The sequence below is a fragment of the Kribbella deserti genome, from assembly GCF_042434725.1.
In the GTDB taxonomy this organism is placed as follows: domain Bacteria; phylum Actinomycetota; class Actinomycetes; order Propionibacteriales; family Kribbellaceae; genus Kribbella; species Kribbella deserti.
Map to the genome: position 1 here is coordinate 45,387 of NZ_JBHLTC010000014.1, position 24,520 is coordinate 69,906.

26 protein-coding genes are annotated in these 24,520 nt (G+C 67.4%); 7 read left to right on the forward strand and 19 right to left on the reverse strand.

The window, feature by feature from the left end; all coding sequences use genetic code 11:
• Positions 1–21: 21 nt before the first annotated feature.
• From ACFFGN_RS11730 to ACFFGN_RS11790, 13 genes are all read right to left on the reverse strand, one after another.
• Positions 22–1,224: a tyrosine-type recombinase/integrase gene (locus tag ACFFGN_RS11730; protein WP_380046413.1), complete on the reverse strand. Its 1,203-nt coding sequence runs from the start codon at positions 1,222–1,224 to the stop codon at positions 22–24.
• Positions 1,224–1,454: an excisionase family DNA-binding protein gene (locus ACFFGN_RS11735; RefSeq protein ID WP_380046415.1), complete on the reverse strand. Its 231-nt coding sequence runs from the start codon at positions 1,452–1,454 to the stop codon at positions 1,224–1,226. The genes ACFFGN_RS11730 and ACFFGN_RS11735 overlap by 1 nt, the downstream gene beginning before the upstream one ends.
• A 59-nt stretch (positions 1,455–1,513) precedes the next feature.
• On the reverse strand, positions 1,514–2,836 hold the full coding sequence (locus tag ACFFGN_RS11740; RefSeq protein WP_380046417.1) for a DUF3631 domain-containing protein: 1,323 nt from the start codon (positions 2,834–2,836) through the stop codon (positions 1,514–1,516).
• Positions 2,833–3,717 (reverse strand): bifunctional DNA primase/polymerase, encoded by an 885-nt coding sequence (locus ACFFGN_RS11745; RefSeq protein WP_380046419.1) that lies wholly within the window; start codon positions 3,715–3,717, stop codon positions 2,833–2,835. Before ACFFGN_RS11745 ends, ACFFGN_RS11740 begins: the two co-directional genes overlap by 4 nt.
• A 17-nt stretch (positions 3,718–3,734) precedes the next feature.
• The gene (locus tag ACFFGN_RS11750) at positions 3,735–4,160 is read right to left on the reverse strand and encodes an RRQRL motif-containing zinc-binding protein (RefSeq protein WP_380046421.1); all 426 of its coding nucleotides are present in this window, start codon (positions 4,158–4,160) and stop codon (positions 3,735–3,737) included.
• On the reverse strand, positions 4,157–4,528 hold the full coding sequence (locus ACFFGN_RS11755) for a hypothetical protein (RefSeq protein WP_380046423.1): 372 nt from the start codon (positions 4,526–4,528) through the stop codon (positions 4,157–4,159). Before ACFFGN_RS11755 ends, ACFFGN_RS11750 begins: the two co-directional genes overlap by 4 nt.
• 174 nt (positions 4,529–4,702) lie before the next feature.
• Positions 4,703–6,916 (reverse strand): cell division protein FtsK, encoded by a 2,214-nt coding sequence (locus tag ACFFGN_RS11760; RefSeq protein ID WP_380046425.1) that lies wholly within the window; start codon positions 6,914–6,916, stop codon positions 4,703–4,705.
• A gap of 1 nt (position 6,917) precedes the next feature.
• Positions 6,918–7,166 (reverse strand): hypothetical protein, encoded by a 249-nt coding sequence (locus tag ACFFGN_RS11765; protein WP_380046427.1) that lies wholly within the window; start codon positions 7,164–7,166, stop codon positions 6,918–6,920.
• 3 nt (positions 7,167–7,169) lie between these two features.
• On the reverse strand, positions 7,170–7,460 hold the full coding sequence (locus ACFFGN_RS11770; RefSeq protein ID WP_380046429.1) for a DUF4031 domain-containing protein: 291 nt from the start codon (positions 7,458–7,460) through the stop codon (positions 7,170–7,172).
• Position 7,461: 1 nt separating this feature from the next.
• Complete coding sequence (locus tag ACFFGN_RS11775) at positions 7,462–8,355, reverse strand: ABC transporter permease (RefSeq protein ID WP_380046431.1); 894 nt, start codon at positions 8,353–8,355, stop codon at positions 7,462–7,464.
• Positions 8,352–8,573, reverse strand: coding sequence for a hypothetical protein (locus tag ACFFGN_RS11780; RefSeq protein WP_380046433.1), 222 nt, complete (start codon positions 8,571–8,573; stop codon positions 8,352–8,354). The genes ACFFGN_RS11775 and ACFFGN_RS11780 overlap by 4 nt, the downstream gene beginning before the upstream one ends.
• A gap of 14 nt (positions 8,574–8,587) precedes the next feature.
• Complete coding sequence (locus ACFFGN_RS11785) at positions 8,588–9,109, reverse strand: Pycsar system effector family protein (protein ID WP_380046435.1); 522 nt, start codon at positions 9,107–9,109, stop codon at positions 8,588–8,590.
• Entirely contained in the window at positions 9,109–9,354 is a 246-nt protein-coding gene (locus ACFFGN_RS11790) for a DUF6284 family protein (RefSeq protein WP_380046437.1), read from the reverse strand. The genes ACFFGN_RS11785 and ACFFGN_RS11790 overlap by 1 nt, the downstream gene beginning before the upstream one ends.
• Before the next feature lie 207 nt (positions 9,355–9,561).
• On the opposite strand from ACFFGN_RS11790, the gene ACFFGN_RS11795 reads away from it, so the two are divergent.
• Both ACFFGN_RS11795 and ACFFGN_RS11800 read left to right on the forward strand, forming a co-directional pair.
• A complete protein-coding gene (locus ACFFGN_RS11795; protein WP_380046439.1) occupies positions 9,562–10,356 on the forward strand; it encodes a GntR family transcriptional regulator in 795 nt (264 codons plus the stop codon).
• Positions 10,353–10,955, forward strand: a complete 603-nt coding sequence (locus ACFFGN_RS11800; protein WP_380046441.1) for a GNAT family N-acetyltransferase — start codon at positions 10,353–10,355, stop codon at positions 10,953–10,955. The genes ACFFGN_RS11795 and ACFFGN_RS11800 overlap by 4 nt, the downstream gene beginning before the upstream one ends.
• A 229-nt stretch (positions 10,956–11,184) precedes the next feature.
• Here the strand turns inward: ACFFGN_RS11800 and ACFFGN_RS11805 are convergent, their stop codons facing one another.
• Genes ACFFGN_RS11805 through ACFFGN_RS11815 form a run of 3 tightly spaced genes read right to left on the reverse strand, consistent with a single transcriptional unit; the run spans position 11,185 to position 15,228 of the window.
• Positions 11,185–12,897: a DUF8094 domain-containing protein gene (locus tag ACFFGN_RS11805; RefSeq protein WP_380046443.1), complete on the reverse strand. Its 1,713-nt coding sequence runs from the start codon at positions 12,895–12,897 to the stop codon at positions 11,185–11,187.
• Between the two features lie 16 nt (positions 12,898–12,913).
• Positions 12,914–14,200 carry an MFS transporter gene (locus tag ACFFGN_RS11810; RefSeq protein ID WP_380046445.1) on the reverse strand — a complete coding sequence of 429 codons (1,287 nt, stop codon included), beginning with the start codon at positions 14,198–14,200 and terminating at the stop codon, positions 12,914–12,916.
• Complete coding sequence (locus ACFFGN_RS11815; protein ID WP_380046447.1) at positions 14,197–15,228, reverse strand: DNA polymerase III subunit beta family protein; 1,032 nt, start codon at positions 15,226–15,228, stop codon at positions 14,197–14,199. Before ACFFGN_RS11815 ends, ACFFGN_RS11810 begins: the two co-directional genes overlap by 4 nt.
• 149 nt (positions 15,229–15,377) lie before the next feature.
• Between ACFFGN_RS11815 and ACFFGN_RS11820 the strand changes: the two genes are divergently transcribed.
• Positions 15,378–16,187: a DUF427 domain-containing protein gene (locus ACFFGN_RS11820; protein WP_380046449.1), complete on the forward strand. Its 810-nt coding sequence runs from the start codon at positions 15,378–15,380 to the stop codon at positions 16,185–16,187.
• On the opposite strand, the gene ACFFGN_RS11825 is transcribed toward ACFFGN_RS11820, so the two are convergent.
• The gene (locus tag ACFFGN_RS11825; RefSeq protein ID WP_380046451.1) at positions 16,184–17,371 is read right to left on the reverse strand and encodes an anhydro-N-acetylmuramic acid kinase; all 1,188 of its coding nucleotides are present in this window, start codon (positions 17,369–17,371) and stop codon (positions 16,184–16,186) included. The two genes, ACFFGN_RS11820 and ACFFGN_RS11825, sit on opposite strands and share 4 nt — an antisense overlap.
• A 3-nt stretch (positions 17,372–17,374) precedes the next feature.
• The gene (locus tag ACFFGN_RS11830; RefSeq protein WP_380046453.1) at positions 17,375–18,661 is read right to left on the reverse strand and encodes an MFS transporter; all 1,287 of its coding nucleotides are present in this window, start codon (positions 18,659–18,661) and stop codon (positions 17,375–17,377) included.
• A gap of 259 nt (positions 18,662–18,920) precedes the next feature.
• Here ACFFGN_RS11830 and ACFFGN_RS11835 point away from each other — a divergent pair, with 259 nt between their 5' ends.
• The 3 genes from ACFFGN_RS11835 to ACFFGN_RS11845 all read left to right on the forward strand — a co-directional run bounded on the left by ACFFGN_RS11835 (position 18,921) and on the right by ACFFGN_RS11845 (position 21,822).
• A complete protein-coding gene (locus ACFFGN_RS11835) occupies positions 18,921–19,835 on the forward strand; it encodes an endo-beta-N-acetylglucosaminidase H (RefSeq protein ID WP_380046455.1) in 915 nt (304 codons plus the stop codon).
• 113 nt (positions 19,836–19,948) lie between these two features.
• A complete protein-coding gene (locus ACFFGN_RS11840) occupies positions 19,949–20,449 on the forward strand; it encodes a SigE family RNA polymerase sigma factor (protein WP_380046457.1) in 501 nt (166 codons plus the stop codon).
• Positions 20,446–21,822 (forward strand): hypothetical protein, encoded by a 1,377-nt coding sequence (locus tag ACFFGN_RS11845; protein WP_380046460.1) that lies wholly within the window; start codon positions 20,446–20,448, stop codon positions 21,820–21,822. Before ACFFGN_RS11840 ends, ACFFGN_RS11845 begins: the two co-directional genes overlap by 4 nt.
• Before the next feature lie 11 nt (positions 21,823–21,833).
• Here the strand turns inward: ACFFGN_RS11845 and ACFFGN_RS11850 are convergent, their stop codons facing one another.
• Entirely contained in the window at positions 21,834–22,379 is a 546-nt protein-coding gene (locus ACFFGN_RS11850) for a histidine phosphatase family protein (protein ID WP_380046462.1), read from the reverse strand.
• 112 nt (positions 22,380–22,491) lie between these two features.
• On the opposite strand from ACFFGN_RS11850, the gene ACFFGN_RS11855 reads away from it, so the two are divergent.
• The gene (locus tag ACFFGN_RS11855) at positions 22,492–24,351 is read left to right on the forward strand and encodes an acyl-CoA dehydrogenase (protein ID WP_380046464.1); all 1,860 of its coding nucleotides are present in this window, start codon (positions 22,492–22,494) and stop codon (positions 24,349–24,351) included.
• Positions 24,352–24,520: the final 169 nt, after the last annotated feature.

Here is a 24,520-nt window from a genome sequence, read left to right on the forward strand (position 1 = left end):
CCGTGCGACTAGGACCCTCGATCAGCCGGTCTCGGACGCCTCTCCCCCGTCGGGTCCGTGCGCCTTCCTGTACTCCTCGATCGCATCGTTCAACGCCGCTGCGATCGCGCCGTCGGCCTGCCGGGTGGCGTGCTGATAGATGATCGCGGCGTTCATGCTGTCCTGTCCCATCCGGGCCATCAGGTCTTTCGTGCTCGCTCCGGACTGGGCCGCGAGGGTGTTGCCGGTGTGCCTGAGATCGTGGAAGTGCAAGCCCTTTGCCCCGACCGACTCAGCCGCCTTGCTCCATCCCAACTTGTTGAAATTGCTACGACGCAGGACCGACCCCTTCTCTCCGAGGAACACGAAGGCATCGCGGCCGGGGGCAACGAACTCGTCTAGGTGCTCCTGCACGAACGGGACCAGCAAGGCCGGGATGGAGACCGTCCGCACACCGGCGTCGGACTTCGGCGGGTGTAGCTCCATTCCGGAACCGACCACCTCGATCCATTGCTGCCGAATGCGGATCGTCTTCTTTGTCAGGTCAATGTCCCTGCGCTGAATCGCAGTCACCTCACCCCATCGCAGACTCGCGAAGGTGGCAACCAAGATGAAGACCCGTAGGTGGCGCGGCATCTGGTCGGCCAGCTTGAACACTTGGTCGATGGTGAGCACTGGGCGTTCCTTCGGGCGTTCGATCCCCGCGCCGACGATCCGGCATGGGTTACGCCGGATCAGCTCATCATCGGTCGCGGTCATCAGAATTGCTCTCATAAGCCGGTACGCCTTCGCCACCATCGTTGCGGAAACGCCGCGATGCGTTTTGTCGGTACATGAGTCCTTGCAGCTCTTGAGATGCTTCTCGGCCATCAGTTCCGCGCGCCAAGTCCGGATCAGCGCGGGCGTGATGTCGACCAAATCGACGGTGCCGAATTCCGGCTCCAGGTACCGCTTGTTGAGCCAGACGTACAGCGCCTTTGTCCGGACTCGCAGGTTCGGCCGCTCTTCAATCCACTTCGCGGCGTACGGCCCGAACGGCTCGCGTCCGATATCGGGGTCAGTCCATCGGCCGCGAATCACGTCGGCCTTGGTCGCGGTCAGCCAGTCATCTGCCTGCGTCTCGGTCTCGAAGGTGTACGGCGCGGGTCTCCGTGCACCGGTGATGGGGTCGATGTAGGTCGCCTGCCAGTTGCCGGACTGTAGCTTCCTGACCGCGCCGAACTTCCGCCTTCCCTGCCGTGCCATTAGGCAGCCCTCCGCACATTGCCTCGGGTGATGGCTTGCACCGTCTGGGCGTCGATGTATTCGGCCAGAGCGGATTCCGGAATGCGCACCATGCGGCCAACGCGCACGAACCGGATACGTCGTTCAGCGATCAGGCGGCGAGGGAACCGCTCGCCGCTGCTATCCCACGTGCCCAGCACTCGGGCAGCGTCGGCAACCGTCAACAAGGTCTCAATCGTTCGCGTGCTCACGCGTGCAACTCCTCGGGTCGTCTGCGGATCGGGAAGGCGGCGCGTTGCCGGACGCGCCGTCATGCGGCGCCAGAGATGGTGCGGTCGCCGTTGTCGGCAAGAGGCTTCACGGACCTGGGGACCCAAGCCGTACCAGCCGTACCAGCCTCGTTTTGCCTGGTCAGGGCCAAGGAGGCTTGGTCGGGTGGTACGGCTTGAGCCGTACCAGTGGTGGAAGCCTCGTCGGGGCTGACCTCGGACAATGAGGCTGGTACGGCTGGTACGGCTTCCCCGGAGGCTGGTTTCGGGGCGGGGCAGTAGCGGTTCCAGGCGTCGACGAAATCGGCCCGGTAGTAGCCCTTGGCCTGCCCGCTCGGGAACCGGATGGTGTCGCTGCGGATCTCGAAGTCACGCAGCAGGTTGCCCATCTTCATCGCGGTCAGACCGGCCGCGCCCATCGTTGCCCACGGCGCTTCGGAGTCGTTCCTGAGCCGTTCCAGCAGCACGCTGGTCGGGAGCGCGTCGGCGTCCTGGAACGCCGTGCGGCAGTCGGCCAGCAGTCGAGTGGGGACGGATGTCTCATCGCCCGCATCGCGGTCGCTGGTTAGGACTACAGCGGCTTTGCGGGCCGCCCGTGGCCAGTTGCCACCGGCAAGGTCTGCAATGGCGATCATCGGTTCCCAGGTGTCGGCCGCGCGGTCTTCGAGCGGCATGTCCGGGGTTGCTGCCCGCAGCTCCTCGATGTGGCCACTGACCCACTTGAACAACCGCTCGCGCAGCGCGGCCAGCTCGGGGCCGTCGCGTACAACCCGGTACGGCGCTACGGTTTCGCCCGCTGCGCGGCGGCGCATTCGGATCACGGCGGCGCGGTCCTCGATGGTGTCGGGCATCGCGCCGATTCCTGCCAGTGCGGCCATGGCGAAGGTGTCGATCTTCTCGACCGACTTGGAGCCAGCGTCGTAGCGAAGTGCGGGGCGGCCGCGCTGGTGACCGGCGTTGAGTAGTCCGCGCAGGTCCTCGTTGTCGCCTGCCTTCGGGCCAAAGATGGTGTCGGCCTCATCGATCAGCAGCGTTGGCGGGTCTGCGGGTGCCTCACCGATGGAGCGGTACACCGCAGAGGGTGAGGCGTTGACAGTCATCAGCGGCCGGTGCGACATCCCTTCGACCGTGTCCAGCAATCGCGACTTTCCACACCGCCGTTCCGGTGCGCGGATGACAAGCCGCGGGGCGCAGTTCCACGCCGGTACGCCGTGGGTCGCGGCGATCCAGAGCACCACAGCGACCAGCGCGGATGTGCTGGGCAGGATCACGTATCGGCTGATGGTGCGGCTGACCTCGTCCAGCAGTTCGGCACCGTCGATCAGCTCGGCGGCGTCGGCCTGGTCGTGCTTGTGGGTGGTCATGCGGCAATCCCTTCGTCGCGGAAACCGCCAGCGATGGCGGCTCTGATGTCGCGTTCGGTTTGGGCGGCTTGGTGTCCTACGTAGGTGAGGGCAGCAACGGCGGCGGCGGAGTCGATCGCTCCGGCCGCGACCATGCGCGCTACGCCTCTGGCGGCTCCGTAGAGCGTGGTGCGGCGTTTGCCCTTGGGTGCTTGCCGTACCGCGTCCAAATGGGCGTCTAGGAGCTTGTCGGGGTGAGAGATGCCCCCTCCCCCAACGACGGCGGCCTGAGGCGGCGCGGTGGGTGATTCGGCCGGCCGAATTGGCAGGCACGCAGCGACCAGGGGCGGGGGCATCTCTGCTACCTCGTGGTCAGCGTCGGCCCACCGGTAAGGCAGGCCGGTGCGGTGATGGATCGATGGCGGGAGCACGACGTACCCGCCGTCGGCTTTGATGTCGATTCCGGGCCGGTTGGGCATCGGCCGTGACGGCATGTGCTGGCCGGGGTGGCGGTAGTACAGGTGCTGCCCGAACGAGCCGGTACGCACCCACCGGGTACGCGGCAGGACCGACCGCGCGACCAAGTGCACAAGGCTTGCCGTGCCGCCGTGGTCCGGGTCGATGTCGACTACCAGCAGCCCGGAGACCGCGCCGGTACGCACCGCCAGTTGGCCGTTCGGGACGGCGGCGATGATCGCGGCGATCCGGTCTGGGTCGGTGGTGGCGGCGTAGAAGCCGTGGCAGGTCAGGTGCCCGCAGGTCGCCGGGTCGTGCGGGGTCTCGCGGCGGGCGGCCTCCTTGCAGTCGTGGCAGTTGGCTACCGGCCGCTTGGAGCGGCCCAGCATGAACACCGGCCACCCGTGGTCGGCGGCGGCTAGTGCGGCGGTGAGTACGTCGGTCACGATCGGTCTCCTTCCGGTTAGGCGGCGTGGCTGTAGGCGGGTGCGGTCATGCACTCGACACAGCGGCCGTCTGAGGTCGGGATGCAGTAGTCGGTGACGGTGTGGCACTGGCCGCAGGTCCGGCGCGCTTCCATGGCCTTATCGAGGGCGTTGAGCTGGGCGGGTGAGGCGACGCGGGATGGCTTGGCCAGGTCGAGGCGGTACAGCCACGCGAAGCGGTGGCCTTTGCGCCACACCACGACCGCGTACGGCTCCTGTCCACCGGGGCACATGCGCATGGCGCGGAGCTGGCGGCGGGTGGCCAGGCCTGTCGGTGCCCAGCGGAACCGGAACACCGGCGTGCCGGACCAGTCCCACCCGAGTGCCTGTTGGCCGTTCCACAGGTCGATCCATTGGGCGCGGGCCGGGTGCAACAGCGACCGGTCGAACGGCACCCCGGTCACTTCTTCTCGCCTTTGCTGACGGTGTTGATGCCCGCGCTGCGGGCGTCGCGGATGTGGTTGACGACGTGGCGTCCGAGCCGGACACGGCGCCCGGTTCCTTCGCAACGGCCGCACGGCCGGAACACCTTGCCGAGCGGTGCTTTGCGCTTGCCGGTGCCGTCGCATCGGCGGCACTTGCCGAACGGCCAGACCAGGCAGGTGAGCAGGTAGAAGCCGATGACGCCGGTGACGGTGAGTGCCACGATCGCGGTCTGAGTGATGGTGTGGGCAGTGGCGGCCAGGTCGGCACTCAGGCCGATGAGGGCGCTACCCTGGCCGCTACCGTGGGTAGCGGCTGTGAGGGTAGAGGTAGCGAGGGTGCTGGACACGGAAAGCCTCCAGAGAGCTGTTTTTGGGCGTGAGGAGCCGGGGCCGCGACCCGCTACCTGCGGGAATACGGCCTGGTCAGAGTGGAGTTGTGAGGTAGCGGGGCGGGTAGCGTTGCCGCTACCGGTAGCGGCGGGCGCGCTACCTGAACCGTCCCGCCACCCCGATCACTTTGGTTACGTTCCGTTGATGTTGTTGCGGCGGTCGATCGCGGCGCGGATGTCGTCTGCGCGGGCACCCTTGCGGTTCACGCCGTCGCGTTTCACGTCCCGGCTGGGGACCTTCAGCGCGCGGGCCTGAGCCGAGATCGCATCCGGCGTCGTGCCGTCGTACTGCTCGGGCATCTGGGCCGCGAGCCGTCCGGCGATCGCCTCCCAGTGCGCGGCGGTGTCGGCGCCCATGACGGTGAGGATGTCGGCTAGCACGTCGCGGCTGGTCCGCTCGATCTGCTCTCCGGCCGCCTCGCCGGTGAGCAGGTTGAGGGCTTCGCGGGTCTTGCGGGCGGCGGTCAGGATGTGGTCGGCGTCCTTGGCGTCGGCCAGGTAGGTCCGCACGGTCGGCGGGTTGTCGTCGGCGCCGTACAGGTAGCCCACGCCCCGGAACTTGTCGCCCAGCGGCAGCGTGGAGGCGTCGAAGCCTTCCTGGTAGGCGTCTCCGCCCAGCACGGCCATGGACACGTCACGGTTACCGCAGCGCAGCGCAAACCGCAGCGTGTGGTTGTCGCGGAACCGGTTGAACAACCGGGCCACGTCACCGGCGCCGACACCGGACGGCTTCTGCGACGCAGAGATCAGCCACACACCGGCGCTCGGGCCGACGGCCTGGATCAGCGACAGCTTGCGGGCGATCTGCTTGTTGATCTCCTGGTCCTCGGTCTCGAAGTACTTCTGGAACTCCTCGATGATCAAGATCCACACCCGCAGATCCGGGTAACGCGGGTCGCGGGCCAGGTCTTCGGTCAGCTTGCCGTCCGGGCACACCTCAGGGTCCAGGCCGGTCAGGATCTCGTTGACGGTGTTGATGTGGGTGATGATCTCGTCCAGCGCGGCGAGCAGGTGCCCGATCGGGTCCGGGTCGTTGATGTTCGGGACCTCACCGAAAATGATCCGGTGCGCGATTTTGCGGAACGCCAGCCAGTCCGGGGAGTTCTTGCCGTCGGCAATGATCAGCTTCACGTGCGGGTCCAGTGCTGCGTGCAAGGCGACCAGGCGGGCCGAGAACGTCTTGCCCTTGCGGGGCTGGGCACCGACCAGCAGCGAGAACCACGGCAGCGACAGCCACACGGTGTTGCCGCGCTCGTCCAGGCCGAACCGGACCGGGTTCCAGATCGAGCGGCGCTTGCCATCCAGCATGTCGGTGCGCCCGGCCGGGATGCCCAGCGGGTCCACGTCGGCAACGAACAACTTGTGGCGACGGCTGGAGGAGTCGTCCGGGCTCAGGAACACCTGACGCTCGTGCACGTCCAGGCCTGAGGCGATCTTCTCCCGGGCTTTTAGGGCGTCTGACCAGCCCAAACCCCACGGAAGGTCGATCACGACCTCGGTCCCGGTGTTGGACGTGTCCCGCGACATGGTGGACCCGAAGTTGACCTGCTTATCGGTCTTGTCCGGGTTGCCCAGACCGGCCGCGTAGTAGGCCCGCAACACGATGTCGGAGTTCAGCTTGCGGAACCGAGGGGCGACCACGGCGGTGCCGACCAGGGTCTGACCGGCCGGGCGGCCGTAGTGCGCCAGCGCGGCGACCGCACCGGCCCCGGCAGCGGCTACAGCGGCGCTAGGAGCCATGTTCAGCGCGAGCGGTGCACTGATGGCTAGGCCGATGTTCTGGGCCGCCAAAACGCCGCCACGCCACGCGCGGGTTGCCTTCACCTGGCGGTGGATCTGGCTCCACTCCTTGTACGCCTTCTCATCAGCGGCCTTCTGGTGAAGGGTTTCCGCGCCCGGTACCCACCACCAGCGAACCTGTGTGCGGACCAGCCGCGTGAAGCCACGCCCGGCGAACCACGCCAGCTTGAGGCCGTACCACGGCGAGCGGACCGCGTGGAATGCCGCGACGTGACCCGACCGGGCCAGCGCCTTCGTGATCGTGCCGCGCAGGTTGCCCGGCAGCAGATGCACCGGAATGATCGGCTGCCGCTCACCCTCGGCCACCGGCACCGCCAGGCCCGGGCGATCCACCGGCACCAGCACCTTGCCCGCACCCGGGGCGGCGTCGTCGCCCTGGTCCTCGTCCAGCGCCACTTCATAGGCGGTATCCATCCGCTCGACCTCGCCAGCCGACAGCGGCATTGGAGTGCCGGCCGAATCGCTAGCCGGGGTCGCGTCGTCACGGCGGGCGCGGCGGGCGTCCAGGTCGATCGGGTCGGCAACGTGCTCGATGGTCTCGGTCATGTCAGTTCTCCCCGCTCTCGTTGGCGTTCGTGACGATTCGGAAGGTGCCGACACGTAGCCCCATCTGACCGTCGGGCATCAGTTCGACGTAGGTGTTGTTCATCGCCTTCGCCACAGCGGCTTGCGTGGCATGAGGCCAGGTCTGGAACACCTTCGGGTCTGGGCCGAGCCAGACCAGCGCCACCATCAAGTGCGCGATCTCGTTCGGCGTGAACTCGGCAACCCGCTCGGGAGGGGTGGGCTGTGTCATCGCTCAGACCTCCCGGTCTTGGTTGCGGGCGTCGCGGCGCTTGGTGGTCAACAGCAGCGCCACTCCGCGCGGATAGGACAGCGGGACGGCACCGGCGGCGAGCGCAGCGGCGCGCTCAGGCTCGGTCAGTAGGTAGTGCTCGCGGATCGTGCCTTCAGCCTCGACCCACTCGCGCTTTTGGCCGATCCGAGCGGCAAACTCGTGCAGCTCCTCGGAGGTCGTCGCGAACAAGTGCGACCACTGAACGGCCTCGATCAGGATTTGACGCCGCATGTCATCGACGTAGACAGTCACGTCACTTCTCCTCAGCGGTAGGGCGGGCGTGGATCAGGTGGGCCAGCGCGGCACCCGCGCCGAGTACGGCGACCGGCAGGCAGGCGACCACGGTCGTGATCCACCACGGGGCCGACGTGACCCCGGCCGCGTCCAGGAGGTGGTAGGCGACCTGCCCCAGCGCGCCGAGGATCAGAGCACCGATGGCGGACCACTTCGCGAACGTGCGAGCCGATACCGGCACCTGGCCGGACAGCCAGACCCGCAGCGCGAACGCGGCGTAGGTCTCGACTCCGATCGGCAAGGTGATGGCGGAGTTGATCGAGAACCCGTCCGCGATCCCGGGCAGCGGGTGAACCACCCCGAACCCGGTCAAGGCACCGAGCCCGACCCAGCCGGACCAGACCGCGACGAACGCGGGCAGCGCCAGCAGCAGCACCGGCCACGACGACACCGGCCGACCGCCCACCGCCTCAGCACGCGGCGACCTGCGTTGCCACCAGGAGATGCCCCTTCCCGCGGTTTGCCCTTCTGCCGGAACCGGGTCTACGTCCGGGCTGACCTGCGGCTTTACCTCGATCGCCGTCTCCGGCTGATCGGCCTCGACCGGCGCGGGGGGCATCTCCTCCCCGCCAGCGTCAGTGCCGGTGTCAGCGTCCGGGGTCCAGTTCTGGACCACGTGTAGACGCGGCTCGACCGGTTCCGGCGCAGGCTCGGCAGGCAGGTCCGCACTGGTGTCGGTGTCGGCGGCGATGAGGGCCGCCCGGACCGCGCGGGCCTTGTCCGTGCCGATCCGAAGCTCGGTCTTCAGCATGTTCTGCGACGGGACCCGGCCGAGCTTGTCGGCAAGCTTGCGGGCGTCCGGAACCAGGTCTTCGACCGGGGTCGGGTAGGTGGTGCGAAGCGGCATGCTCATGCTGCAATCTCCTTGCCTGCAAGGACGCGGCGAGCGTCGGTCAGAAATCCGGACAGCGCCCACAAGCCGCCAGCGGCAACTGCGGCTTCGGCCGAGTCGGCGCGCGGAACGTCACCGGTCACCGTGGCCAGCAACGCCACCAAACGGGCTTCGAGTTCGGCCGGTACAGCGGCCGGGTCAACCCCAAGACGCTCGGCCTGTACGTCAGCCAGGCTCATTACGCGTGGCCGCCTCATCGGACACCGGCCAGCAGGACGGTGACGGCCGCCAGGGCGATACCGGCGATGGCCGCGATTAGGGAGGCCTGCAACAGGCGGTGCTTGGCCCAGGCCAGCCGCGACAGCGTGATCGTCTGGGCGCACAGCCCGGTCATGGCGTCTTCGTGGGTGAGGCGGTCGGCCAGCTCGGCGGCGGTGGTGCGACGCAGGGAACCGAAGTACAGGTAGTCACCGGGCACAGCCGCGCCGCGCTTGCGGTTGTGCAGGATCGGCAGCACGGCGGCGACGGCCAGGACCAGCGCGGCCAGCAGCAGACCGGCGGAGATGCCGAGGGCAACCTTTCCGGCGGTGGCGATGAACGGCTGACCGGCCACGGTGACGACGGCCGCGATCGCGGCGGTTTCCAGTCCGGCGGCGAACTGGGCCTTGCTGTCGGCCTTGCCGATCGCGCCAGCGGCCGTGTCGTGGACCTTCCAGGCCTGGTCAACGGCCGGACGGTCGGTGCTGTCCTTACGGAAGATTCGGCGGTTGGTCATCACGCCACCTCGGGAGTCTCGGTCTGGGCGGCGAGCTGGCGACGGGCGGCCAGGACGCGGTTCTCCGCCCGACGGATACGGCGGCGGTCCAGCGTGGAAGCCAGCGGACCAGCGTTGATCAGGGAAATTTCGGCGTCGAGTCGTTCGAGGTCGGCCGCGATCAGCGGCCATTCACGCTCGATCGCGGCCAAATCGGCGGCGGTGGGCTCTACGTCGTACGGGTGCTGAAGGGGGATGATGCTCACGGGTAGATCTCCTCTGTGCAGACGGATCGAGTTCGCCCTAGACGCCTCGGCGGGTGCCACCGCCGGGGCGTCGCTCTTGTTTGAGCCGGGAAGCTTGGACATGTCCAACATGTTCACCTGTGCATGTCCAACATGTCAAGCTTGGACATGCACGACCTCGTGTCGATATGTTCGACATGTCCAACATGGAGAGAAGGGCTCACGCAGTTGCCTGCATACGTAGAGATCGCGGAGACGCTGGCGGAAGAGATCACCGCTGGCACGTGGCCGCCTGGCACGTTGCTGCCCACCCACAAGGACCTACAAGCGCGCTTTAACGTCAGCCGGATTACCATCACGTCGGCCATTGACGAACTAGGCAAACAGGGCATGGTGTATTCCGGGTACGTCGGTGGCCGACGCGGAATAATCGTGCGCTCTATTGGCCGCACGGATCACTATGCGACCGATTCGCTCAGGTCAGACCGGGGCAAATCGTCGTATGACGCTTTCTCGGAGAACGCAAAGAAGGTTGGCAGGAAGCCTTCTAAGCGATTCGAGATGCGAATGGCTAAACCGCCGGTGTGGATCGCTGACCGCCTGGGAATTCCGCATGATCAGGTGGCTGTCATTCGCATCAGTCACCAGATCTTGGACGGTGAGCCGTGGGCTCGCGAAACGAGCTACTACGCTCTCGATTTGGCGCAGAAGGCCGGACTCGATACGACCGACGACCTTCCCCAGGGAACAATTCGAGCGCTCGCCGATGCGGGATTCGAGGAAATCGCTCGCGTCGATGAAGTAACCGACGAATCGGCAGGGCCCGCCGACGCAGCAGACCTGGCGGTGCCTGTCGGCGCGCCGCTCCTGGTGCAGACTCGAACGGCCGCCAGCAGCACACGCATCACCCGAGTCAGCCAGTTCCACCGCCTTGGACGCCGCAACCGACTCATCTGGGAAGTTGGCAACCGAACCGGATTAGACCTAATTCGCGCTGCAAGAGAAAGTGGGAAAGACGTATGACCACGACAGGCCTTTCGGTTTCAGATCGGTATGCCGATCAGGATCGACGCTGGTTCCCGCCTTTGGTTTTCCTAGAGCGCGAAGAACATCGGGAGCTGATTCACCGCCTTCGAAATGAGGCCGAAGAGTGGGTGGCGTCGAAGGGCCTGGATCAGTACACGGCCGGACCCAATTCCAAGTCAGAATTTGCCCACTCCGATATTGACCGGCTATTTGATGCAGGGCAATTCGTTGGGATTGCGCCGCATGATCAAGTCGTCGCAGTTGTCGCCGTCACTGAGCCGGACGCAGATTTTTGGACCCCTGAAGAGATAGCAGAACCGCAGGGCTACCTAAGTCGATTCCTCGTTGCGGAACACGGCAAGCATTACGGCGCGAACCTTCTGTCTGCCGTGAAGACCGCAGAGATGCGGCGTGGCTCTCGGTGGCTACGTCTCGACGTGTGGCGGACCAACACCGCCCTCCACGCCTATTACATGCGACAGGGCTTCAAGCACGTCCGAACGGAAGTCGTCCCCGGCCGGATGAGTGGCGCGCTCTTCCAGATGGACCTACACGGGGGCGGAAAGGTCGAGGACTACGACATGCCGAAGGCCTAGTCGGACGGCTCCGGCGGCGTGCAACATGCGTGCCACAAGCCGGGGCATGCAGGGGCCCGTAGCGGTAAGTCAGGGGTAGTGCCGTCCGGCTTGATGACGGTGGCTAGCACGGCTAGATTGATTTCCCAAGCTGACAGTGCGAGTTCGATTCTCGTCACCCGCTCCACGCAGAAACCCCAGGTCAGGACCGCAATCCCGACCTGGGGTTTCTTGTTTCCGCAGGCCGGAGTCAGCTGCCGCCGGCGCCGGTCAGCTGCGAATCCACGGACAGGATCCGCACTTTCCCGTTTCCCTTCGGCGGTACGACGAACGCGATCTGGTACAGCATGTCGTAGCTCAGCGTGCGAGTGAATTCTTTACCATTACTGAACGCAGTGACATCGCCGCGGGCCCATTTCGCGGCCTCGCCCAGCCGAATCGTCTGCAGATATCGCTCGCTGAAGGCGGCGAATACCAGCACCTCCGCACTTGTCGTGACAAATGCGACCGGTTCTCCGGACAGCGTGAAGGTATCGGTGACACCGGCGATGTAGACGTCGCGCAGATCTTTCGCCTGTTCGGCCGCACGGCGGCGCAGCAACTCGGTCAGGTCGGGTGAGTTGAGAAAGTTCTGCCCGTCCACCCCCTTGCTGAGGTACGCCGCCAGGTCGGTGGCCGCATTCAGCGCGGCCGCGTTATCTGCCGGAGAAGGAACTCGCAGTCCGGCCAGATCCGGTATTGGCATTACCGCCGCTGGTCGCACGGAATGCGTCAACAACCACGGACTACCCGCATTCTGGCGATGCCACACGCCGAGCTGGCGGATTTTCTGGTCCGTGGACACTCCGGACGAGACGACGAAGCGCATCGGATATCCGGTGTGGTCCGGTGCGGCGATCAATGGCCGGGTGTACGAGAACGGCGGCAGTACCGGTTTGCGCAGCGCCTTGCCGATCTGGAACGAGGCCCGGGTCTGCGCCAGTAGCGGGCCGCCTTCGACGGTCGTGATCAGGGCCTCGTCGCGGGTCCGGTTGGCGGAGGCGAAGACGTCGAGGTAGCGCCGCACCTCGGCACGGCCGGCCTCCGCCGTGGTGGCCGGCCGACTGAGCGCGGTGACGGTGTCCCGCTCCGCGACCGCGGCACAACTAGTTGCCGAGAGCATCAATATGGTCGTCCCGAGAGCACCCGCCCCACGCCGGACGCCGCCGCCTCGTCGTACGACGCCCCGCGCGACCACCTCGCGTTGTACCACCTCCCGCGCCCCAACGGCCCCGCGGCGTACGGCCGAAGCGTCGCGGCGTACGGCGGTGGCATCGCGTCGTACAGCCGGGGTCTCGGGCGTTCCGGCAGTTGCGTCATCACCGGTGGGGCGGCGGAACAGTAGGACGAGGCCTACCACCAGCAGGAGCAGGCCGGCCGCGGCGACCAGCAGGGTGGTGACGAAGGCGCCGGGTAGTTCGACGCCGTACTTGACCTGCGCGTCGAGAGCCGGTTTGCCGTCCGCGTTCATCACCACCACGTCGTACGGGCCATCGGCGATCGGCCAACTCACCTCGTTGCCGCCGCGCGCGACCCACCAGTCGAGACCGGCCGGCGGGGTCACCGCACCGGCCTCGCGATTGACCTCGTTGCCACCCAGCTGCATCGGCAACTGAATACGGTCGATCTTCAGATGGCGGACGTCCTTCAGATAGCTGGCAACGTCCAAGTCACGGGCAACACCAACGAAGAGTTCGCGCTGCCCGTCGGACGGACGCGCGCTGATCTGCAGCAGCGGCCCGTGCCGGTGGATCAGCTCCGGCGCGCTGATCGCGGCCGGACCGGGTGTCGAGAGCCGTTGCTCCGAAGACCAGATGGTGTCGTCCGGGCCGATCAGGACGAACCCGACCACTCCGGCGACGATCGCGAGCAACAAACCCACCAGGGCGAACGGCAACCCCAGCGCGATGCGGACAACACGCATGACAGAACTCCCCGTGTTACGACATGCCAGCCCCGGACCCAGTGGCACCAGCAGGGCCCGACACTAGCGCCGTCTCGCCGATCTGTTGAGATCTCGTGCCGATGGCGCGGAGTTGGCGGGAGGAGAGTACGGCGATCGCGGCCAAGGTGGTCGCGACCGCGCACCCCGCGACCGCCCACTGCGGACTCGTCCGGGCGGACAACGCGCCGATGAGGCTGTTCGCGACCAGCAGCGGCAGGGTCTGGACCAATCCGAGCAGCGACTGGAGCCGGATCAGGTGACTCCGCGGCGTGGCGGTCACGAACAACGGCCCCATGTGCGCGGTGAAGAGCCCGATCCCGCTACCCAGGACAAACGCCGTCGCCATCGCGGCCGGCGGCCTACCCGCGACGGCCAGACCAGCCGTCCCGACCGCGATGACCAGCGGCGCGAGACCGGTCACCAGGCCGGCCCGCCGGAAGGTCCCCCGCCGAGCGATCACGACGGTCACCAACAGACTCCCGGCCGTCGACGAACCAGCGAGCAGGCCTGCCGTGGCCGGACCCCAGCCGTGGGCACGGGCCAGCAGCGGAAGGCAGAGCGACAACACCGGCAGCACAAAGGCGGCGACCAGGCCCACCGCGACGAGGATGGCGCGCAACATCGGATCTGACCACGCCGTCCGCAGGCCGTCCCGGGCCGAGGCCAGCAAGGAGACGGCCGGACCGGCTGGCGGCGCGGCCGAAAACGGCGGCCGGATCAGCAGTACGACGACCAGGCAGATCGCGAACGTGAGCGAATCAGCCAGCAGCGCCCCGGTCAGTCCCACCGCGGCCACCAGCAGACCGGCCACCGGCCCACCGGCGAGGGTGATGACCTGACTGGTCGTACCGCGCAAGGCCATTGCCCTCGGCAACTGTTCGTCGGTGGCGAACAGCCGGGGGAACGCGCCCGACGCCGGTAGGTAGAACGCCTCGACACCACCGACCAGCAGCGCGGTGATCAGCAGTGCGGCCGGGCTGATCCCGGCGATCGCGATCACTCCGGCCAGCCCCAGGGTGAGCCCGCACAGCAGTGCGTCGCAGGCGATCATCACCCGGCGCGGGCCCCACCGATCGCCGAGCACGCCCGCCAGGATCAACAGCACGGCGCGCGGAATGACGAAACAGGTCAGGACCAGACCGGCGAGACCTGGTCCCAATCCCGTGGCGGCCCAGCCGAGCGCGAAGTACAGCGCGACATCACCGAACGTCGACAGCGAGGCGGCGGCCAGCCAGTAGTGGAAGGACCGCGGAAGAGCCTGCTGCCGGACATCGGTGCTCACGCGTCCAGGCGGATCGGCATCACCAGCGTGGTGAAGGTGCCCTGATCCGCTGACCGGACCACAACCGGACGATCGACCGCGCCGATCTCCAGCAATACGTCGGGTCCAACACTGGCACTCAGGGCCGCCGCGAGCAGGGACGCGTTGAAACCGATCCGGGCCGGCCTACCGGTGCAGATGGCCTCGACCGACACCTCCGGCTGATCCGGCATCGCGACGCTCAACCCGTCGGGCGTGGCGCTGAGCACGAGATCGCCCGTGACGGTGTCCAACGTCGCGAGCAGCCCGAGCCGGTTGACGAACAACCGAGTCGCTGGCGCGTCCAGACCGTCAAGAATCGCCTGGTACGCCGGATACTCCGCGGCCATCGGGGCCACCTCGACCTCGCCAAAGGTGATCGAGCCGGCCGTAATACCCACCTGCACCTCTGGCATCGCGGCAAGCGTGCGCAGCAGTTCGACCAAGGCGGCGGCTGGAACCAGTACGGAACGAGCCGAGCCGGTGAACGCCTTCGGATGCAACTGGCGGATCGACAGGCGGTAGCGATCAGTGGCAACCAGCTTCACCTCGTCCGGGCCGGCTTCCAGCAGGACGCAGGTCAGCGCGGGCAGTTCGGACGACGTGGCCGCTGCGGGCGAAACCTGGCGAATCGCGCTCGCGAGTTCGGCTCCGCCCAGGGACACGGCGGTCGCCGTGGGAACGGAACCGGCGAGGATCCGGGCAGCCGCCTGCCGGGCAGCCTCGGCCCGCAGCTCGATCGAGCGCAGGTGCGTACGGATGATCTCGGCGGCGGTCTCCGGCCCGGCGTCCAGTACGACGCGAACCTGCGCCAGCGGCAGGTCGATCTCGCGAAGGTCCCGGAGCATCGTGGCCCGGCCTTCCTGCGCGGGCGAGTAGTAGCGATAGCCGTTGCCGTCGTCGACCTCAGCAGGCGGAAGCAGTCCACAGTCGTCGTAGAACCGCAGCGCGCTGGGAGTGAGTCCGACCAGGCGGGCGAAGGAGCTGATGGTGAGCAGTTGTTCAGGCACGCCGCGATCCTTGGCCCTCAACCAACTCGAAGGTCAAGCAGACCTCGGCCGGCCACGGTACGCGCACGCGCGTCAGCACCGCGTAGCCCGGCCGGGTGATCATGACTCGATCCTATTGACCGGTGGGCCAGGTCGTTCGATGGTGAGGGATGGCCTTGCTGATCACTGACGAGTACCGGCGCTCCTTGGGCGAACTGCGCTTCCACCCGACGCCTAAGCGGGTCCGCGCTCGCAAGAACGGCGAAACCCTGGTCGATTCCGAACAGGCCCGCATTGTCTGGGAACCCCGCCGAGTGGTCGGCCAGTACGCCGTACCCGTGGCGGACATCGCCGCCGATCTGACCGAAGCACCCGCGCCGGCGGCGGCGGAACATCCCGTGCGGATGATCGACTCCCCCGTGCTGGACCCGAGTTCGGCCTTCGCCGTTCATACCTGCCCGGGTTCCACCTTCGACGTCGGCCCTTGCCAGGCCGCAGGGTTCGTCCCGGACGACCCAGACCTCGACGGTTACGTGCTGCTCGACTGGGCCGCCTTCGACGAATGGCTCGAGGAGGACGAACCGATCGTCGGCCATCCGCGCGATCCCCGCTCGCGAATCGACCTGCTCGCGTCGTCGCGGCACGTGCGGGTCGAGCTTGATGGCGTCGAGCTGGCCAACTCGGTTCGGCCTTTGCTGCTGGTGGAGACGTTCCTGCCGCCCAGGTACTACCTGCGGCCCGAGGACGTACGGATGGAGCTGCTCCAGCCGAGTGACCTGCGAACCACCTGCGCCTACAAAGGCCACGCTGCGTACTGGTCGCTAGGAACTACAGCCCCGAACATCGCTTGGGCCTACCCGGAGCCGCTCGACGGGATGCAGCGGCTTGCCGGGCTTGTCTCGTTCTTCACCGAGCAGGTGGACCTTGAGGTCGACGGAGTTCGGTTGGAGCGTCCGTTGACCCCATGGTCGTCGAACTAGTTCCGACGGGCTTGGGCCTCTTGAGCGACTACGAGGCGGTTCGGCGGCGCTACCAGTGGGGTGGACGGTAGAGGACCTAGACCTGGCGTGATCGACCCGAGGATGCTCGCGTGCCTCGCGCCCGTACAACTCGGAACCGTGGCGGTGAGCCCGTGCAGAGTCAGATAGCCCAGTACGGCGAAGGCGTAGGCCTCCTTGGCGGCCGAGGGCAGACCGAGTTCGTCGGTGGTTCGCAACGGGACCTCGCCCAGTTCCGCCGCGAGGAGCTGCATCAACACCGGATTGCGCGTACCGCCACCAGACGCGATGACCTCGGTGCCGCCGTACGAGCGAACCGCGTCGGCCACGGTCCGTACGGTCAAGGCAGTCAACGTCGCCACCAGATCGTCGGCCGGAATCACGTCCAGGCCGTTCATCGCGGCGGCCAGGTACGGCAGGTGGAACAGCTCCTTGCCGGTACTCTTCGGGCCGCGCCGGGCGTAGTACGGCTCGGCCAGCAAGCGCGTCAGCAACTCCTCGTGCACGTGGCCCCGCGCGGCCATCGCGCCATCCGCGTCGAACGCGAACTGGCCCGCGGTCAGATCGCACACGGCCGCGTCCAGTAACGCGTTGGCCGGACCGGTGTCGAAGGCGATCGGCTCCGCCTCGGGCGGCACCACCGTCACGTTCGCGATACCGCCGAGGTTGAGGGCGACCGGTGTACCACCTCGGCCGCGTAGCCAGAGCACGTCGATCAGGCTGACCAGCGGCGCGCCCTGTCCGCCCGCGGCGACATCCCGGGTGCGGAAACCGGACACCACCGGGACTCCCGTCGCCTCGGCCATCCACGCGGGCTGTCCGAGCTGAAGCGTGCCGTGTACTTGACCGTCTTCCACCCAGTGGTAGACGGTCTGACCGTGCGACGCGATCAGATCGGCCTCACCGCCGCCAAGCTGCTCGATCGCCTGCCGGGCGGCCGCCGCGAAGGCCTGGCCGATCGCCGTGTCGAGGCGGCACACGTCCTCCATCGTGGTCGCGGCCGGCGGTAGCGCCGCCGCCAAGGCCTCCCGCAGTTCCGGCGAGTACGGCGAACTCAGCAGGCCTAGCGGCTGCATGACGAGCGTGCCGTTGTCGATCCGCAGATCCGCCGCAGCGGCGTCGATCGCGTCGTACGACGTTCCGGACATCAGGCCGATCACTCGCATGGCTCAGTCCCTCAGCTCTTCGGCATGTTCGTTGCGCAGCGTCAGCAGACCGACCACGCTGACCAGCGACGTCACCAGCACGTAGTACGCCGGGATGTCGAGATTGCCCGTGCGCTTGATCAGCTCGATGATGATCAGCCCGGCCGATCCGGAGAAGACCGCGTTCGACAGCGAGTAGGCCAGTCCGAGACCGGTGTAGCGCACGGTGGTCGGGAACATCTCCGACAGCATCGCCGGGCCCGGTCCGGCCAGCAGGCCGACCACCGCGCCCGCGAGCAGCACCGCCACGCCCTTGACGCCGTTGCCCACCTCCTTGTCCTGCAGCAGGTTCAGCAACGGAATGGCCAGCACAACGATCAGGACCGAGCCGGTCACCATCACCGGCTTCCGGCCGACCCGGTCGCTGAACCAGCCCGCCGGAATGATCGTCAGCGCGAAGCCGAGATTGGCCAGCACGGTCGCGATCAGCGCCTGCTGGAACGTCGCGTTCAGGCTGGACTGCAGGTACGACGGCAGCACCACCAGGAAGGTGTAACCGGCGGCCGACCAGCCCATCAGCCGGCTGATGCCCAACGCGATGGCCTTCACCGTCTCCCGCCCGGGCGGCGACGCGACCTGCGTGGTGGCACGTTCGAAGTGCGGCGTCTCCGGCAACCGAAGGCGCAGCCACAACGCGACCAGGCCGAGCGGCAGGGCCAGCAGGAACGGCACCCGCCAGCCCCAGTCGTTCAACGCCTCCGCACTGAGCACCGAGCCGAGTACGGCGGCCAGGCCGGCGCCCGCGAGCAGGCCCAGCGCCACGGTGAAGGACTGCCACGAGCCGTAGAGGCCGCGCCGTCCCCTCGGAGCGAACTCCGTCATGATCGACACGGCCCCACCGAACTCACCGCCCGCGGACAAGCCCTGCAAGGCCCGTACGCCGGTCAGAATCCAGGGGGCGGCGGCACCGATCGCGGCGTACGTGGGCAGCAGGCCGATCAGCGTGGTGGCACCGGTCATCAGCAGCAGCACCAGGATCAACGTCGGCCGCCGGCCGATCCGGTCACCGATCCGGCCGAAAAGCGCCGCGCCGATCGGCCGGAAGAAGAAGGCCAGCGCGAACGAGGCGTAGGTGCGGATCAGGCTCTCGGCGTCGCCCGAGCCGTCCGGGCTGAAGAAGTTGGCCGCGATCACGGTGGCGAAGAACCCGTACGCGCCGAACTCGTACCACTCGACGAAGTTGCCCACGGATCCGGCGACCAGGGCCCGGCGGGACCGCTGCGTCTCGGCCGTGGAGGTCTGGGTGGTCATCGGCGGCTCTCCAAACTCCCGTGAGTTTTTTCCGATCTGCTGAGCCATCTTGGTCTATCAGTTCCACTTCGCGCGAGTGCGTTGATCGACGAAAACATCGCGCACGGCCCGTCACGACGTCTTGACAGCCGATCAGCGGCCCCCGATGCTCTTGGAGCTATACCGGTTTATCTGCCTGGCCTGCGTTCGTGCGCGCCCAGGCCGGGGAGACCGGAGTTAATCGGTATAGCTAATCCCGCCCGCCCATGGAGGAGTTGAGATGGGACAAGAGCTCATTCGCCGCAGAACGCTGCTGTCGATGATCGGCGCGACCACCGCCGCGGCCGCGACCGGCGCCACCCTGGCCACACCGGCCAGCGCGGCGCCCGGAGCGTGCGCGAAGTCCGGCCCATTGTCGGTCGTCTACATCGAGGTCAACAGCAACAGCATGCTGAACGCCGGCAAGTACGTGCTCGCCGGTAGCGGCGCGCAGGTCTTCGACATCGCGATGATCTTCGCCGCCAACATCAACTACGACGGCACCAAGGCCTATCTGCACTTCAACGAGAACGTGCAGAACGTGCTGGACAACGTGGCGACCCAGGTCCGGCCGTTGCAGCGCAAGGGCATCAAGGTGGTGCTGTCCGTTCTGGGCAACCACCAGGGTGCGGGTTTCGCCAACTTCCCGTCCCAGCAGGCGGCCGCCGCGTTCGCCCAGGAACTGGCCGACGCGGTCAACCGCTACGGGCTGGACGGTATCGACTTCGACGACGAGTGGGCGAAGTACGGCGAGAACGGCACGGGCCAGCCGAACGAGAGCTCGTTCTTCTACCTGGTCACGGCACTGCGCGAACTGCTGCCGAACAAGCTGATCACTTTGTACGACATCGGCCCGTCCGCGGAACGCCTGACCTACAACGGCCAGAGCATCGCCAACACCTTCGACTACGCCTGGAACCCGTACTACGGCACCTGGTCCGTGCCGCGCGGCCCGAGCGCCAAGTCCCGGTTGTCCCCCGCCGCCGTACACATCAACTCGACCAGTACGACCACCACCGCGAACCTCGCGGCACGTACCGTGAGCGAGGGCTACGGGGCGTTCCTGACCTACAACCTGGGCGCCACGGACTCCAGCGCCTACATCTCCACCTTCACCAGGAAGCTGTACGGCCGCAGGGCGGTCTACACCGGCTGAGGTAACGCCGGCCCGGCTGGGAATTCGGTCCCCAGCCGGGCCGTCCCTCGCCGGAGGCAACCATCGGGGCAGCGTCGGTGTCATTGCGGGTGAACCGACGAAGAGGAGGTCCGATGGTCGCCCGAGGGGATGACTTCGACGACTTCGTACGAGGTACGTCGACCCGGCTGTTGCGTACAGCCGTACTACTGACGGGTGACCGCCCGGCAGCCGAGGACCTGCTGCAGGAGGTCTACGAGCGGGTCTACGTGCGCTGGCGCTGGATCAAGGGCGCGCCCGAGGCGTACGCCCGCCGCGCGCTGCTGAACCACATCGCGAACCGGTGGCGCAGCCGGTCGCGCAAACCCGAGGTCGCACTGGCCGTTCACCACGATCAGCCGACCACCGACGGCTCCGATCAGTACGCGGACCGGGATCACCTGCTCACCGCCTTACAGGAACTCGCGCCACGGCAGCGGGCGGTGATCGTGCTGCGCTTCTACGAGGACCTCACCGAAGCCCAGACCGCCGAGGTCCTCGGCTGTTCCGTGGGCACGGTGAAGAGCCAGACCTCCCGGGCGCTCGACCGCCTTCGCACCATCACCGAACCCGCGCTTGTGGAGGGCCTGCGATGACCGAAACCGAACTGCACAGCCGCCTCACCGCCAGCGTCGCCGATGTCGAGCCGCCCAACGACCTGATCGACCGGGTCCGGGCCGGCGGCAGCAAGCGGTTGCGCCGCCAGCGGATCTCCGCGGTCGCGACCGTGGCCGTCGCCGTGCTCGCGATCGGCGGCGTGCTCACCGCCGGCGTCGGACTGGAAAGGTTCGACTCCCAGGCGGATGCCGCCGCCAACGCCCGGACGACGATCGCCACCGACGATCCCTACGCGTACTTCCTGAACAAGCCGACCAAGGGCGACCTGGCCAACGACGCGAAGTACCTCGACGAGGTGCTGCGGGCCTGGCACAAGAGCCACGGGCGCTCCGCGAACAAGGACCGCGGCATCTTCGACCACCTCAAGGGCGAGGCGCACGTGGTCTGGGCCGGCAACACCCCGGCCGGCCGGGCCGCGATGGTGATCCAGCGGGCGGAGCTGCGCCACCATGACAACATCCAACTGTCCCGCGAGGGCCTCTTCACGCTGGCCGGCTTCGTCGGCATGGGCGCGGACGGCAAGGCCACTGTGGTCGACGACGCCTACCCGGCCCCCGGCGTCGGCGCTCCCCCGATGGCCTTCGTCGTCGGCTCCGGCCGGGGCGGGGTCGATCAGAAGGCGCTGGTCGTGCTCGACACAGGTACGCCCAAGGTCGGCGTCTCCATGCAGCGGGAGTACCCGGCGACCGGCGGCAGCACCCGGACCTACCAGTCGGTGACCTTCCAAGGCGGCGCAGCGGTCGTACCGCTCGCTCCAGGGGCAACCGCGCTGTCCATCCGAGTCAGCCGGCTCCCCGCGAACGAGGCGGGACGGATCGCTGTGGCCGCCGGCCCTGCCGGTAACCCGGCCAGCGTGGAGCAGCGGCTTTGGGTGGACGCCGCCGACGAACACGGCTGGCCCGCGGCCCCCGGATTGACGGAGTTCACCCAGGCGGAGCGGGAGGCGTTCGCCGCCGCGGTCCAGAAGGCCTCGGACCCGGCCACCTTCGTTTCGGCGTTCTCGATGTGGCACGCGTACGCGACCACGCCGAACGGCGACCGGGTGGTGGTGGGCGAGTTCGCGCTGGACGGCGACCCGACCCGGGTCTTCGCGCACATCACCAGTCCAGGTGGTCGGTCGAAGGTGGTCGGCGCCGGTATTCCCTGGCGCAACGACCCGCTACCGGTCCGGGTCCAGCTACCCGAGGGCCAGGGTTGGCTGGTAGCCGGCCGTGGCGCGGAGCTGAGCTTCCAGCACAAGGACGGCACCTGGAGCAGTCCGATGACCAACGCCTTGCTGGTTCCGGCCACACCAGGTGCGAAGGTGAGGGTTCAGCTCGCTGGTCAGCAGCAGGTCGTCACGCTCGGCTAGCGGTCAAAGCGTCAGAGTGGCTCGGCTGGGAGGTCGAACTCCCAGCCGGGCTGCCAGGCGAACGGCGCGTCCACGAGATCTTCGAGAACGGCGCCCGCGAGCAGGCATTGCAGGGCCCACCGATTCGCCGAGTGGGCTACGAGCAAGACCCGGGCGTCGCCGTACTCCGGCTGCAGATCCGCCAGGAACAACCTCGTCCGCTCGACCACATCTCGATAGCTCTCGCCATTCGGGAAGGGCCGGTCGACGTACTGCCGTCGTGGTTCGAGGAACATCACCAGAGCGCCGTTCAGGTCGCCGTAATCGCACTCGCGCAGGCGGACGTCCTGGCGCCGCGGAATGGCCGATCCATCGAAGGCGAGCTCGACAGTTTCGATCGCGCGCCGCAGGTCGGAGCTGAAGACCACGTCGATGCCGTCGTCGCGACGGCGCTGCCCCAGTTCGACCGCCTGCCGGCGGCCCGCGGCGGACAGCCGGCCCGGCCGGTGCCCGGTGGCGAAGCCGGATTCGTTGTCGACGGTGGTCGCGTGCGTCTCGTACACGATGCGGACTGGCACGTGTCCAGGCTCTCAGATCGGCCAAAGCACTTGCGGTTACTACTGACGGGTATATACTTAAGTTACTCGTGAGTAAAGCCGGTAGGCAAGTCAAAGGTCAGGGGAGCACGACGTGAGCCACTACAAGTCGAATCTGCGGGACATCGAGTTCAACCTGCTCGAGGTGCTGGGCCGCGGCGACGTTCTGGGTCAGGGTCCGTACGCCGACATGGATGTCGACACCGCCCGCGAGGTGCTGTCCGAGATCGACCGGCTGGCGAAGAACGAACTGGCCGGGTCCTTCGAGGATTCCGACCGCAATCCGCCCGTGTACGACCCGGCGACCCACGAGGTCAAGATGCCGGAGTCGTTCAAGAAGAGCTACCAGGCCTACATGGACGCCGAGTGGTTCAAGCTCGAGCTGCCGCCGGAGCTGGGCGGCCAGCCGACTCCCCCCTCGCTGCGCTGGGCCGCCGCCGAAATGGTGCTCGGCGCCAACCCGGCCGTGCACATCTACGCCGCCGGGCCGAACTTCGCGCACGTGCTGTGGCGTAACGGCACCGACCGCGACAAGCTCATCGCCAAGCACATGATCGACCGCGGCTGGGGCGCCACCATGGTGCTGACCGAGCCGGACGCCGGTTCGGACGTCGGCGCCGGCCGCAGCAAGGCCATCCAGCAGCCCGACGGCACCTGGCACATCGAGGGCGTCAAGCGCTTCATCACCTCGGGCGAGCACGACATGTCCGAGAACATCGTGCACCTGGTCCTGGCCCGGCCGCAGGGCATCGAGGGCGTGGGCGGCCCGGGCACCAAGGGCCTGAGCCTGTTCATCGTGCCGAAGTACGACTTCGACCTCGAGACCGGCGAACTCACCGGCGAGCGCAACGGCGCCTACGTGACGAACGTCGAGAAGAAGATGGGCATCAAGGTGTCCACCACCTGTGAGATCACCTTCGGCGAGAACACCCCGGCCAAGGGCTACCTGCTCGGCGAGGTGCACGACGGCATCGCCCAGATGTTCCAGGTCATCGAGTACGCCCGGATGATGGTCGGTACGAAGGCCATCGCCACCCTGTCCACCGGCTACCTGAACGCGCTGGAGTACGCGAAGGAGCGGGTCCAGGGTCCCGACCTGACCAACTCGGCGAAGACCGCGCCGCGCGTGACGATCACCCACCACCCGGACGTGCGCCGTTCGCTGATGACCCAGAAGTCGTACTCCGAGGCGCTGCGCGCGCTGGTGCTGTTCACCGCGACCTACCAGGACCGCGCGGAGCAGGCCCGGTACGCCGGCACCGAGGACGCCGAGGCCGAGCGGGTCAACGACCTGCTGCTGCCGCTGGTGAAGGGCTACGGCTCGGAGAAGTCCTGGACGCTGCTCGGCACCGAGTCGCTGCAGACCTTCGGCGGTTCCGGCTTCCTGCAGGACTACCCGATCGAGCAGTACGTGCGCGACGCGAAGATCGACACCCTGTACGAGGGCACGACCGCGATTCAGGGCCAGGACCTGTTCTTCCGCAAGATCATCAAGGACCAGGGCAAGGCCCTCGGCCACCTGGCCGACCAGATCCAGCAGTTCGTCGCCTCCGAGGCCGGAAACGGCCGTCTCAAGGAAGAGCGCGGCCTGCTCGCCAAGGGCCTGGAGGACACCCAGAAGATCCTCGGCGTGATGGGCCAGGCGCTGATGTCGAGCAACCCGCAGGCGGAGAACGGCGACATCCGCAACATCTACAAGGTCGGCCTGAACACCTCGCGGCTGCTGTTCGTGCTCGGTGACGTGGTCTGCTCTTGGCTGATGCTGCGCCAGGCCGAGGTCGCCCTGAACCGCCTCGGCGAGGACCTGTCGCCCGCCGACCAGGACTTCTACGCCGGCAAGGTCGCGGCCGCCCAGTGGTTCGTCCGGTCCACCATGCCGACGGTCCGCGCCGAGCGGATCAAGGCCGAGATGACCGATCTCGACGTGATGGACCTGCCGGAGTCGGCGTTCTAGTCCCCTGAAAACCGTTCAGCACGGCTGTCCCTGCCCTGGCCTCCCCTGTCCAGGTCAGGGACAGCTGTGTTTACGGCACCAACTGGACGGCCGCGCTGGGTTACGGAACTAGGAGGAGAGGCAGCGCGTCTGCTTGGATGTGCCTGCCGCGACACCTAATGCCCTGTGT